Raw genomic sequence first — 13,075 nt, 5'->3', positions numbered from 1 at the left:
TTCCATTTTGCAGTATAATAGGATGGAAAATGGAGGGGAATGGCGATGAACGATGCGATATTGATTATAGAAGATGAAGCAGGAATTGCCTGCATGCTGGAACTGCTGCTGTCCAGGGAAGGGTATTCTTCCGTCCTTACCGCTTCTACCGGGGCGGAGGCGATGAGCCTGATGGACAGCCGGGAACCGGATATAATTTTACTGGATGTGATGCTCCCGGACTGTAACGGCTTCGAGCTGTGTCTGGAGCTGCGCAAAAAAACAAACGCCCCGATCTTATTCCTGACTTCGCGGGCTGCCGATTATGACAAGCTGACCGGATTTGCGATGGGCGGGGACGATTATATTACCAAGCCGTTCAACTCCCTGGAGGTGGTGGCGCGGATCAAAGCCCAGCTTGCCAGAAGAAGACTGTATCAACAGGAGGCTCCATCTGCCTGTTACACTTTTGCTGATTTTGAAATCAGCAAGGATACCGGCGGGCTGACGGTGCGCGGCCAGCAGCTTCACTGTACGGCTAAGGAGTTCGCGCTGCTACTGTTTTTTGCCGAGCATCCGAGCCGGCTGTTTACAACGGCCCAGCTCTATGAACAGGTCTGGGGTGAAATGCAGCTGGGCGATGAGAAAACGGTTGTTATTTATATTTCCAAAATCAGAAACAAAATAGAGCAGGACCCGAAGCAGCCTCGTTACATTGTCAATTTCCGTGGATTAGGCTACAAATTTATTCCGAACCCCGTACCGACTGGTCAAATATGAAAGGGGTCGTTCGTGTTGGCCTGCGGCTGCTGCTTTTTTTACTTGCCCTGGGTATAGGTGTTATCGCCGCCTGGCTCGTTCTGTTTATCCTTTTTATTTTTATGCGGCAAATGCTTCCATAGCTGAAGGGACTTGAGTACATACAGTTTCAAATCTGGAGTTTCCTGATCGTGTGCTTGTCTGCGCTTGTCTTCTATCTGTGGAGCCTGACGAAATCGATTTTTTATATGCTGAACTGGCTGAAGCGGCTGGCACAAGGCCAATATGACGAACCTTCGCGGAGCAATTGGCGCGGCCGCCCCATTCCCGGAAATCAGCTCACGCTGCCCTATGCTCTCTTTAAAGAAATAATCGGGCAGTTGTCCACGTTGACCCTTGCACTGCAGCAAACAGAGAAAGAAAGACACGAATTGGATGAGAAGCGAAAAAGCTGGATTGCGGGCGTGCGGCATGATCTGAAAACCCCGTTGGCCTATATTCGCGGTTACAGTTCCATGATTGCAGCCGCTGATCAATATGCGTGGTCTACTGCGGAAATAATCCAGTTCGGCTCCTTAATGGAACAAAAGACGATCCAGGTAGAGCAGCTTATTGAAGATATGAATGCTTTCTATCAACTGGACGGCAGCGAGGTTCCGCTCTCGCGGGAGTCTACGGAGATGGCAGGATTTATCAGGCAGATCGTTACCGATGTCGCTGATCATCCGCTGGCTGCACAGCATACCTTTGCCTTCAATACGGACGGGGAGAAATATCTTGATATCGACCAACGCATGATTCGGCGGGCGCTGCACAATTTGCTGTGGAATGCCGTGGTTCACAATCCTGCGGGGTGCCATATTGAAACCGGGCTACGCTGGGATCAGTACGAACTGACGGTTGAAATTCGCGACAATGGGACGGGAATCGATGCGGCGGCGCTAGAGCGGCTAAACGCTGCGGATGACAATATGTTGTCGGCGCGGGCCAGATTGGCGGGCTCCGGCCTGGGCATGGCGCTGGCAAAGGGTTTTGTAACAAGGCATGGTGGCAAAATGGCTGTACATAGCAAACCGCAGCAAGGAACGCAAATCACACTTTTATTTTTTTCTTGAATGCAGGCTAGACACCTATTTTTTGTGGTGTTGGCCTGTTTTTTTTACTTGATTTTTACTTTTCTTTACCCTGCTGCTACTTCCAGCGCCTATTATTGTCCCTATATCAAAGATATGAGGTGACAGGAGATGCCACAACTTATAGTGGAGACAAAAGGGCTGACCCGCCGCTTCGGCGAGCAGGTGTCGGTGAATGAGGTAAACCTGGAGGTTCCCGAGGGGAAAATATACGGTTTTCTAGGGCCGAACGGTGCAGGGAAAACTACAACGATCAAAATGCTGCTGGGTTTGCTCCGGGCAGATAGCGGGACGATCCGTATTTTTGGACAAGAGATGCCGGGCAACAGTCAGGACATTTTACGCAAGGTAGGCTCATTAGTAGAGAACCCATCCTATTACGGGCATTTGACCGGGTACAAAAATTTGAAAATACTGAGCACACTGCTGAAGCTACCCGACCGGCGCATCGGTGAGGTGCTGGAAATTGTGCGGCTGACGTCAAGTGCAAACCGTAAAGTGAGCGGATATTCCCTCGGTATGAAGCAGCGGCTCGGCATAGCAGCAGCCTTGCTGCGGGATCCGCAGCTGCTGATCCTGGATGAGCCGACCAACGGCCTGGATCCGGCCGGTATCCAAGAAATACGGCATCTGATGCTGTCACTGGCCCATGATCAGGGAATGACGATCATGCTGTCCAGCCATCTGCTGAGCGAGGTGGATACGATTGCAGATGAGATCGGAATTATCAGCAGCGGCAAACTCGTCTATCAGGGAGCACTAGAAATGCTGGAGCGGCGCAGGGGAAAAGTCATGGAATTTGCAGTGGAGCGCCCGGAGGAAGCGCTTCGCACGCTAATGCTGCAAGGATTTTCCGTGGAGCGGGAAGGCAATATGCTGTCAATTTCAGCAGAGAATGTCAGTATGTCGCAGGCAGAATTGTTCAAACTGCTGGGCCCTTACGGGATTATGAATGTACGGGAAAACAGCAAATCGCTGGAAGAGCTGTTCATGGAGTTGACCGGAAAAGGAGTAAGCTTATGATGTGGCGGGCCCTGCGGGCCGAAGGCATGAGGCTCAAACCTGCGGCCCGCTGGCTGCCGGTTATCAGCGCCGGGCTGTTCATCGCATTTATGTCGCTGGAATGGTATCTCTATTTCAAAGGCCCGGCAGGGGTATACAGCGTGTTTAATGTGATGTATATGTTTCTAGGTTTCGTATTGCTGCTAAATACCGCGTTACTCACGGGTATGATTGCCGGTTTGGAACACGAATCCAATAGTTGGAAGCAGCTGCTGACCCTGCCTGTTTCCCGCTCTGTTCTTTATTGGGCCAAGGCGCTGTGGGTTCTTTTTCTGCTGTTGTGTACGGCCTTGCTGATTATTGCCGGCCTGATCCTGCTCTGGATTTGCTACACTTCAGAACCGCTGCCGTTCCAGCTTCTAATCAAGCAAATTATGTACAGCTTTCTCGCATCAACTGCGGTGCTGGGGCTGCAGATGTGGCTGTCTATCCAATTCTCGAACCCGGCCATTCCGATGTCCATCGGCTTCCTGGGCGCTGTTTCTGGCCTATTCATAGCGCGGGACAGCGGAGCAGCATTGTGGACCTGGCTGTGGCCATGGGCCTATCCGACGATGTCCAGTCCGTTCATGGCACATCCCGAGAGGTGGATTGGCATCAGTGCAGGCCTGGGAACGGTGCTGCTAGCCGCCGGGGCCCTGCATTTTAAAAACAAACAATTTTAATTAACAGGGGTGTGATTATGGAAAATTTGATGAAAGCCGAACGAATGAAGTTGCAGTATCCCGTCATCTTCATCCTGTTCCTCCTCGGTGCGCTGGGAAATGTGATGCTCGGAATGAATAGTTTAAATTCGGAAAATTTTGTCGGTTTTTTTGTGCGCGGATGGAAAACCTTTTATCTGCATATGGCCAGCTTTCACGGCTTGTTTTTTTATCCGCTTTATGCCGGGGTATTAGCTTCTTTTATTTGCCGTTATGAGCATACAAACGGGGGCTGGAAACAACTGTTTTGTCTGCCCATTCCCCGTTCCCGTGTCTATTATGCCAAATTAGGAACGCTGATGCTGCTGATGGGGGTGATTCAACTGCTTTTTACCGGATCATATCTGCTCGCGGGAGAACTGCTTCAATTGGGGAATGATTTGGATTTTACCGAATTGATCATCGGTACGGTTGGGGGCTGGCTGGCCATACTGCCGTTTGCGGCGCTGCAGTTATGGGTATCCATGCGCTTGAAGTCGTTTGTTTCCTCTTTGATTTTATCTGCTTCGATCGTGATAGCCAACATTGTGCTTACCGGGCTTCATGCTTCGATCGGCGCCTGGTTTCCTTCTACAACGGCCTACTACGCGATGTATCCAAGGGGGACGGCTTTGTCGCCCCGGCTGGATGTGATCCCGTTCATTCTCATTGTGGCCGTAACCTCTGGTGTTTACATCTGGGCGGGACGCCGTTCGCTTATGCGCAGGGTCTAGCTTCTTGAACAAGACAAACTCCTGAGTTCCATTAGGAACAAAGGAGTTTGTCTGCGAATAAGGCCTCGTATTAACTGTGTTTGTAAAGCTTATAAAACTTTATCAAAGTGGCGTAAGGAAAATAATTCAATTGCATTTCGCATAAAAATTGCAATTAACGAATATAGCAACACTCTATCAAGACCAATACTATATTGAATATCGAAGATTGTTGTTATAAAAACTCCAATACAAATTGCAAAGCCAAGTGCACTATAGTAGTGCATTGCTACGTGGTTCGCCTTATTCTGAACCAATTGCCAACGTTCATCATTTCTATATTCTTTTATTTTTACAGCTTGGAAGCATGGAAGGGCAATAGTGCATATACCTAATACGACCAACACCACTAACATTACGAATTGGTAAATCATTATTTTTCATCCTCCTCAAGTACAAATACTTCATTAATAGATACATTAAATGCTTTGGCAATTTTGAAAGCCAACTCCAACGAAGGTGTATATTTATATTTTTCAATGGATATAACTGCTTGTCGTGAAATCCCGACATGTTCTGCCAAATCAGCTTGTGTCCAGTCTCGTTCAGCTCTCAAAACTTTAATACGATTATTAACCAATGTAATGAACTCCTTCCTATATGTAATCAACCAATTACATTATCATTGTAACTACCTAGTTACATATTGTCAATAAAAGGATACATTATAGATAAAAATCTAATGGATTTTTGCCGATGCAAAAGAAAGCATGGTATGAGATTTTTTTAAAGGGTATGGATAGATATATATAGAATAAAGTTTGGATGGAACAAGAACAGGTGAAGGAGGGGACTTATGATTTTCAAAAAAGGTCCAATGGATAAAAAAGGTTTGCTTAAAGAATTAGACTCACTAGGCTATTCAGACAGAATCCATAAAATTGCCACTCTAGGCCGTGAAAATCATGGATCGACCCAATATTCAAAATTGCTCGCTTCATTACTGAAAGGCGGTGTCTATGAGGCACAGCTAGCCTTAATGGGGGCTATTGCCACACAGGATGCAAAGATTATTGTGTCAGCGTTAAAGCATCCTATGGCTACTATTAGAAATCAGGCAGCCGGTCTTTTGGCCAAAGTGGCTTCAGATATTGATATTGAACGTGAACTCCCGGAGCTATCCCATGATTGCCGCCGCAAAGTACTGCGCAGTATTTCATTTAATCATCGTCAAGAATTGGCGGAGCGTTTACTGCCTGTTGTGTATGCCCGGTGGGGGGCGGAGGAGGCCTCTATTCTGCTGCCTGCATGTTCTAAGGAAACGGTCAATAAATGGCTTGTAGAGATTGGATATATCGTTGTGAACTGGAAAAAATTAGCCAGCCGTCATCTTGATGCCGTTGCGGAGTATTTTAAAACAACGTTAGAAGGCACCCCCCTTAGGGAAAAGGGATATGTGTGGTGGAGATTTTCATCAGTTATCGAAGCTTTATGCAATTTAAAGCCGGATTTCATTCTCGAATGTGCCATGAATCATGGACCCATGGGTATCATCCATCCTGCGCTTAAAAAACATCTGGGTACTTTAGTCCGAATCCATCCTGAAGCAGTGTATAAGCTGCTAACCCGGAAGGAGTCACGAAGCGATCTGATCTCTCATGGTGTGCCGGATGGCGTTTTAAGAAGGAAAAAATATTTTTCCATAGATCAATGGATTGAATTAGCCAAGCTGCTTGCAGATACCCCCATACATATAGCGAAATTGCTTGAGTGTATGGCTCCTTCAAAGCGTAAAGTGATTTTTGAGTCGGTATATGAAGAGAACAAGCGTAAAGAGCGCATTTTTCCAGAGACATTACTGTATCAGTTACCGCATACATTGCGCGACAAGGAAGCAACCCGGATGCTTGGTCTGCGTGAAATCTATGATAGCCGGGACAAAACGATTAGGGTTTCGGCTTGCCGTTCTATTCATCATTCAAGAGAGCTGCTTGAAAAAGCGGCATATGCCTCTAATGCAGACGAACGCGCAATGGCACTTGTACAGCTGGTTAAAAGCACTGCGCTATCAAGGCAAGGTATGGATGAGACTTTGGTGTATTTAGGCCGCATCAAAAATGATCAGGATCCTGTACGCTCTGCAGTGATTAGAGAGCTTGCAAACAGCCCGGCATCTATGTTTACGGATGAGAATGTAAAGGAACTTACTTTACTCGTTGATAGTGTTATTGAGGCTAGAGATACTTCCTATGCTACAAGGTTTGCCACACAGGAATTAGCATTTGTGATTATGCGGTTTAATGCGGTACATCCCGGAAGTGAGATCTTTAAGTTCGCTTTAAGCACGATCGTAAAGTTAGCCAAGCAGAGCGGACAGCTTACACTTCCATCCTTCCAGGAAAATATACCCCGGGGTATAGAAGAGCGAATATTTGACGTGGTTTATCCACTAGCAGTGGCGGCAAATCGAAGAGAAGATTACAATTTGGTGATCAGCCTGGCGAACTCGTTTGGCAAAAGAGGCTTTGGTATCTCCAAACTTCAAAATTTACTAAGCGATGCAGCAAAGGAGAAAACAGCTTCTATCGCAGTACGGGCGGCAAGACATTGGCTTGCACCTCCTAACACACGGGATGAGAGAGTCAGAGAATTATTAACCCTGGATAAATCGTTTATTACCGTAAACGAAGTGTTTCTGCATCTGCATCTAAAACGTCAAGAATGGCTAGATCCATTTATTTCGGGTGAGGTTATTAAGGGCAGGTTCTTAACGGGGAAAACCATTCATGTTGTGCCGGCTACGGATGGGTTCCATAGGTGGCTGCCGCGTCAGCAACAATCTTTTAGAACCTCAATAGAAAGCATTGCGTCAGATGCCAAACGCAGTTTTTATGAACGTTCAACAGCTATAAAGCTAATGGCAAGAATGCCTGATGTCAGTCCGGATAAGCTGGTAAAGTATTTAAAAGATAAGGAAGTAGCTGTAGTAGAAGCTGCACTTTATGCACTTTCATTGTTGGAAGAACCCGAAAAGGCACTTCCCGTTCTACTGGAGAATTTGGATGGAGACAGAGCCCGTGTAGCCATGTACTCGATACCCAGATGCATTCGTAGAGTGAATCCGGTTGTATTGACTTCAATACTTAAAAAACTGTTAAACCGGGACAAACTTAAAATCACTGTCAGAAAAGAGGCCATCCGGTTACTAGGTGCTTATAGAAGCAGTGACAGCATTCCGCTATTGATGAACGAGTTTGAAAAGCCTAATGCACATAAAGATGTAATCATTGCCATAGGGCATGCAGCGAGACAGCTTTTAGATGATGAATGCGGATGGAAGATTTTAAGCAACATGGCCATTTCATCACAAAGTGATATTGCGAAAAGTGTACTATTGCAACAACCCAATGAACTTCCGGTAAACTATAGATCCCGGTATTTAGAATTAATCATTAGAATTGCCGGTCATACAGATCCGGATGTTGGAAGATTTGCTTTGAACAGTATGATCCGTTGGACAAATGGACATGAAGAAATCATTGCGGCTGCCGCTGCAAAGGTTATTCTGGATTTAGAAGATAACGCCAGATGGAATATTGCAATGAACACGCTGACAGAAACATGCCGTGATGGTAAGGTCAATGAGAGGGTAATTGCTGTGTTTAAGGATTTGACCAGTGTAGAAATAAGTGAGGATTGGAATGCTAATGCCAAAAGAGATTTGCCTCATCGGCAACGTCTGTTGAAATTTGCTGACAAACTGACCTCTTTGCCACAGAACACACGCGTAAACCTCGTGCCGCTGTATACGGGTATTATTGACTGTCTGGCAGCGGATGAGACCTTAAAGCAGGTTGTAATGAAATTGTATGTAGCCTCAATGGAATGGAATAATGTTCAGGAATCCGTTGCTTACCTAAATAAAATAGTTCATTGTATTTCAAATCAGCCACATCTTTTAGGCGATGCCTATAAGCAGGTTGCACAAAATTTAAAAGACAGCAAAGGCTACTGGAATCCAGAAACCCTATTAGAGATTGTAGATGTTATAGGGTCGGAAGGTAGTTACGAATCTCAGTTTATTGGACTTTCTTTGCTTGAGGTTGCAGGAAGTGTTTTATTGTGGAGTCCGGATTGTGCCCGGCTTTTAAGATTATATAGAAATCATACGAACATTGAGATTCGCTCACTTGCGTTAGACATTTGGACAGCAATCGATTAATTATGATAATAGTAAATGGATAAGGCCATGAATTTCTACGTCAGTAGAGCTCATGGCCTATTTGGATATCGCAGTTATTCGCCGGATTGCGCATTGTACACGGCTTTATCTTTTCTTTAGATTTATACCGCTTTTTTCTCCATGTTGCCGCTGTATCATGGTCCTATAAGGTGTTAATAGAGACAGGAGTGGGAGCATGAGAACAGGGTTATGGATGAAAATAGGGCTGGTGGTGGCGATTTTGGCGCAACCAGTGGCGATGCAGCCGCAGTCTACGCAGGCACAAGCGGTGAAGGTGCAGCCGAAGGAGGCGCAGTCGCTATCGTCTGCAGCGGCCACCGCGCCGGAGCAGCATGAGGAAGCAGCCGCTTCCGCGGAACGGGAGCGCTTTGAGCAGCAGACCGATGAATTTATGAAGACAGCGATGGACAAGTACCATGTGCCGGGCGTAACTTTGGCGGTGGTCAAGGATGGCGCTGTCTTGCTGAAGAAGGGCTACGGCTATGCGGATGTGGAGGCCAAGGTGCCGGTAGATCCGCTCCAGACCCGCTTCAGCATCGCTTCGGTCTCCAAGGTTTTTACGGCTACAGCAGCCATGCAGCTGGCGGAGCAGGGGAAGCTGGACTTGGCGGCGGATGTGAACCAGTATTTGCCGGATTCTCTGCAAGTGGCCAACTCTTACAAAACTCCGCTAACCATGAAACATTTGCTGACCAATACCGGGGGGTTCGGCAATGCCGAACAACGCGAAGGGGCTTGGTCGAACACAGTTCCGGAGCAGCGGGTTCCGCTGGAGCAGACTCTGCAAAAGCTGCTGCCGCCGCTGGTGAGGGCACCAGGAGATGCGGTGCAGTATAGCAATGAGGGCTTCACACTCGCCGGATATATTGTGGAAAGAGCAAGCGGCCTGTCCTACGATGACTATATCCGCCAGCATATTTTTGCTCCTCTACATATGGACAATAGCTTGACCTATCTTACGCCGGAGCGTTTGAACCAGCAATTGGCCCAGGGATATTCTTACGATAAGGGGTTTGTCAAAATGAAGCAGGGGGAGGTTTTGACCTACCCCACTGGCTCTATCTGGTCAACCGGTGACGATATGAGCAAGTTTGTATTGGCCCATCTGCAGGGTGGGGGCCAAGGGGAGAACGCGATTTTACAACAAGATACCGCCAAGCAGATGCACTCGCAGCAATATTCCACGCATCCCCTAATGCCCGGTTATGCCTACGGCTTTTTTCAAAACTACAAAAATCCTGCCATTCTGGTTCACCCCGGAGATACGGAGGCTTTTTCCAGTCTGATATCGATCATGCCGTCCAAGGGACTCGGGTTTTTTATCGGCTGCAACTCCCAATACGAAGGAGACGACGGGACCTTCCGGGATGCCTTTGAGGAACAGTTCTACTCCTTTTTCGGAGTAAGTCTGGATCAGCCGCTGGCCGAATCGACCGGGGAGGCGCCGGAACCCGCTGCAAGCATTCAAGCCTACGCGGGTACATACGCCATGGTGATTAGCGAGGGACTGGGCCCGGGGGTTTCCAAGCTGCGTTACCAGATGGTTACACCAAGAGTGACCGTCAGTGAGCAAGGGGAGGTTACCCTGAAATCGGCGGGTGAGGAGCTGAACGGGCAATATACACGGATTGGCAAGCGGATTTTTTACAATAAAAAGGTCAATAAATATCTTGTGCTTAAAGTAGGGGAGAGCGGGAGCAAATATGTCGTGCTGGACACTACAGTGCCCTTCCAGGCGTTTGTTAAACTGAATCCCTGGGAAGCAGGGGCCGGAGGATTGGCTTGGAAAGTAGCGCTGGCTGGCGCATTGCTGGGTCTTATAGCGGGAGTGATTGCCATTTGCAGACGCAAAAAATCGGGACCCAAGCGGATGTGCCTGCGGCACAGGCTTCCTGCCTATCTTATTGCTCCGCTTATTCTTGGTACCGCGGTAGTTACGATGCTGGGCGTTTTCTCCGAAAGCCGTGCGGTACAGGGCCAGTGGCTGCTTGCCGCCAACCTCCTTGCAGCGGGAATCGCAGCAGGCATAGCGTGCTCGATTGGATTTGCGGTAAAATATGGACGAAGCAAAAAACTGCATCTCCTTGACGCAGCGGTCATACTGGGATTGGGACTGGCCGGAGCGAGCGCGATCTTTTACATGTATCTGATGAAGCTGCTGCTTTTTGCATAGAGGAGACAGAGAATGAAAGGCGGCTGGCCGAGATGTGCGCCCGGATTTTAATTGTGGATGACGACCGGACGATTGTGGAATTTTTATCAATATTTTTGGAACGGGAAGGGTACAGCATTTCGTCGTGTCATGATGGGGAGAAGGCGCTGGAACACATTCGGAGTGAGGTCTTTCAGCTCATTTTGCTGGATATTATGATGCCGGTCATGAATGGTTTTGACCTGATTGGCCGGATTAGGGAAATCTCGGAGGTTCCGGTAATTTTCCTGACAGCCAAGGATCAGCAGGAGGATAAAATCAGGGGATTCATTGCCGGCTGCGATGATTATGTGACGAAACCTTTTGATCTGACAGAGCTTTCCTTGCGAATCTCGGCGATTTTAAAGCGCAGGCCGGCGGCTGCGGAAAAGACGGCTGTAACCCCGGGGGAGCTGCAGATTAAGGATATCACTCTGTTGCCGGAGGAGCATGCGGTGTCCAAAAATGGTGTGGAGATCAACATGACGCCGAAAGAATATGGGATATTGCTGCTGCTGGCCAGGAACAAGGGCCGGGTGTTTACCTCACGCGATATTTATGAGCTGGTCTGGGAGGATACCTACCTGGAGAGCGACAACACCGTGCTTACCCATATCCGTAATCTGCGGGAAAAGCTGGGGGATACCGTCAAAAATTCCAAGTACATCAGAACGGTCTGGGGTGTTGGTTATAAAGTGGACAAAGAAGCTTAAAACAGGGCTAGTCGGAGAACTGGTCCTGATTTTTATTCTGTCACTGGCAGCCACGCTGGTCGCAGTTTCGTTGACAGCCCATTTTCTGAAAGGCTCGGCATTATTTTATCCGGCTCAGACCGATGCGGAGCGGATGATGAGCTACGGTGAGAAGGTTGGCAATCCGCTGGCGGCTTGGCTGGAGGCCCGGGCAGGCGAGGCGGCTATTCCCCATCGGCTGGAGCAGGAGCTGCGGGTCAAGTTTCCCTTGGACTACAATAAAAGCTTTAGGGCCGTAGAGGAAGTAGTCGTGTCTGTGGTGAACGGGCAGGGGGAGCTGCTTCAGGCCAATTCGCATGTTGTCATTGTCCGCTCCGGAGAGACATTGCCGGGGGGGAAGGCGTTGCTGTCTACCGCAGATTATTCCCCTGCGCCGGAGGCTGGTGGTTTCGTGATCGGCAATCCCGAGCAGGAGCAGGTCTACAATATCGTGTTCTTTTCACCCAAAGAAGGCATCAACATCAGCTATAACAACGGCTCCGGCACAAAATTGCAGGAAACGCGGAAGCTCGGAAACGGGCTCTATCTGGTGGCTGCAAGCACGATTACTTATACAGAGAGTCCTGTATCTTTGCTGGGTGTTGTTGTGTTTTTGCTGTTTTTTTATCTTGGTGTCCGGGGGCGAATCCGGTATATGCGCACTCTCGAACGGGGCACGCATACGCTGTACGCGACTGATTTTCAGGCTCGAATCCCGTTAAAATACAACAACGAGCTTACCACCATGGCTACAGCACTGAATGATATGGCCGAGCAAATCGTCGCAAGCCGGAGCAAGGAGAAGGATTTTCTGCTCAATATTTCTCATGACCTGCGCACGCCGTTAACTTCCATCATGGGTTTTCTCAGTTTGCTCAAAGAGAAATCGTATAGCAGTGAGCTGGAAAGGGAGCGGTACGTCGAGGTTCTGGAGGAGCGGACCGAGTACTTAAAGAAGCTGATTGATGAGTTTTTTGAAATTTCGAAGCTGAAATGGAAACCGCCGGTGATAAATAAGAGCAGGGTGAATATGCAGGAGCTGCTGCGCCAGGTTGTGGAGGGGTACCATCCCCAAAGCAGGGACACGCATATTGAGACGGTTCTGCTGTTGCCGGATCAGTCGGTTCATGTGGAGGTGGATGCTGATCTTTTCGTCCGGGTGCTCGAAAATCTGTTGTCTAACGCCTTCAAATACAGCCGCGCAGATACGGAGCTTGTCATCCGCCTCCGGGAACCGGTGGCAGAGAGCCGCCGACAATTCCCGGTACGGCTGGAATTGTGGAGCACGCCGGCCCAAGCGATGGACAGCTGGGAGCTGCAGCGGTTGTTTGAACGGTTCTACAAGCGGGATTCATCGCGGGCTGGCGAAGGCGCGGGGCTGGGCCTGTCCATTGCTGCCGAGATCATCAGGCTGCATGGAGGCAAGCTGGACGCGCGGATCAAGGAAGAACGCCTGGGGATGATTATTGAACTGGAGCGTTCGCCGTGCAACAGCTGATGTACATGAACGCTGCAAGACGCTCGGGGAATTGCTCCCCGCAGCGTCTTTTTTTTGGATACACAGGCACAATAGGGCTCGTG

Annotated in this window: 11 protein-coding genes; 9 read left to right on the top strand and 2 right to left on the bottom strand. The window is 48.6% G+C overall.

All coding sequences use genetic code 11. The features are described from left to right. Positions 1–45 precede the first annotated feature (45 nt). From ACQ76X_RS24680 to ACQ76X_RS24660, 5 genes are all read left to right on the top strand, one after another. Positions 46–759: a response regulator transcription factor gene (locus ACQ76X_RS24680; protein ID WP_038585898.1), complete on the top strand. Its 714-nt coding sequence runs from the start codon at positions 46–48 to the stop codon at positions 757–759. Between the two features lie 170 nt (positions 760–929). Continuing rightward, a complete protein-coding gene (locus tag ACQ76X_RS24675; protein ID WP_438496370.1) occupies positions 930–1,853 on the top strand; it encodes a sensor histidine kinase in 924 nt (307 codons plus the stop codon). A 129-nt stretch (positions 1,854–1,982) separates the two neighbouring features. Beyond that, positions 1,983–2,894 (top strand): ABC transporter ATP-binding protein, encoded by a 912-nt coding sequence (locus tag ACQ76X_RS24670; RefSeq protein WP_438496369.1) that lies wholly within the window; start codon positions 1,983–1,985, stop codon positions 2,892–2,894. Next, a complete protein-coding gene (locus ACQ76X_RS24665) occupies positions 2,891–3,598 on the top strand; it encodes an ABC transporter permease (protein ID WP_438496368.1) in 708 nt (235 codons plus the stop codon). The genes ACQ76X_RS24670 and ACQ76X_RS24665 overlap by 4 nt, the downstream gene beginning before the upstream one ends. 17 nt (positions 3,599–3,615) lie before the next feature. Further along, complete coding sequence (locus ACQ76X_RS24660) at positions 3,616–4,350, top strand: ABC transporter permease (RefSeq protein WP_438496367.1); 735 nt, start codon at positions 3,616–3,618, stop codon at positions 4,348–4,350. An 89-nt stretch (positions 4,351–4,439) separates the two neighbouring features. Here the strand turns inward: ACQ76X_RS24660 and ACQ76X_RS24655 are convergent, their stop codons facing one another. Both ACQ76X_RS24655 and ACQ76X_RS24650 read right to left on the bottom strand, forming a co-directional pair. After that, complete coding sequence (locus ACQ76X_RS24655; protein WP_438496365.1) at positions 4,440–4,763, bottom strand: DUF2178 domain-containing protein; 324 nt, start codon at positions 4,761–4,763, stop codon at positions 4,440–4,442. Further along, on the bottom strand, positions 4,763–4,969 hold the full coding sequence (locus ACQ76X_RS24650; protein ID WP_038585910.1) for a helix-turn-helix transcriptional regulator: 207 nt from the start codon (positions 4,967–4,969) through the stop codon (positions 4,763–4,765). The genes ACQ76X_RS24655 and ACQ76X_RS24650 overlap by 1 nt, the downstream gene beginning before the upstream one ends. Before the next feature lie 216 nt (positions 4,970–5,185). On the opposite strand from ACQ76X_RS24650, the gene ACQ76X_RS24645 reads away from it, so the two are divergent. From ACQ76X_RS24645 to ACQ76X_RS24630, 4 genes are all read left to right on the top strand, one after another. Beyond that, positions 5,186–8,551, top strand: a complete 3,366-nt coding sequence (locus ACQ76X_RS24645) for a HEAT repeat domain-containing protein (RefSeq protein ID WP_438496364.1) — start codon at positions 5,186–5,188, stop codon at positions 8,549–8,551. Positions 8,552–8,747: 196 nt separating this feature from the next. Beyond that, positions 8,748–10,745: a serine hydrolase domain-containing protein gene (locus ACQ76X_RS24640; RefSeq protein WP_438496363.1), complete on the top strand. Its 1,998-nt coding sequence runs from the start codon at positions 8,748–8,750 to the stop codon at positions 10,743–10,745. 32 nt (positions 10,746–10,777) lie between these two features. Continuing rightward, a complete protein-coding gene (locus ACQ76X_RS24635) occupies positions 10,778–11,476 on the top strand; it encodes a response regulator transcription factor (RefSeq protein WP_438496361.1) in 699 nt (232 codons plus the stop codon). Then, positions 11,445–12,992 carry a HAMP domain-containing sensor histidine kinase gene (locus ACQ76X_RS24630; protein ID WP_438496360.1) on the top strand — a complete coding sequence of 516 codons (1,548 nt, stop codon included), beginning with the start codon at positions 11,445–11,447 and terminating at the stop codon, positions 12,990–12,992. The genes ACQ76X_RS24635 and ACQ76X_RS24630 overlap by 32 nt, the downstream gene beginning before the upstream one ends. Positions 12,993–13,075: the final 83 nt, after the last annotated feature.

It is taken from the genome of Paenibacillus sp. IHBB 3054 (genome assembly GCF_051594305.1).
Classification (GTDB): Bacteria; Bacillota; Bacilli; order Paenibacillales; family Paenibacillaceae; genus Paenibacillus_AQ.
The sequence above is the reverse complement of the archived record's forward strand: the minus strand, read 5'-3'. Positions and strand labels throughout refer to the sequence as shown.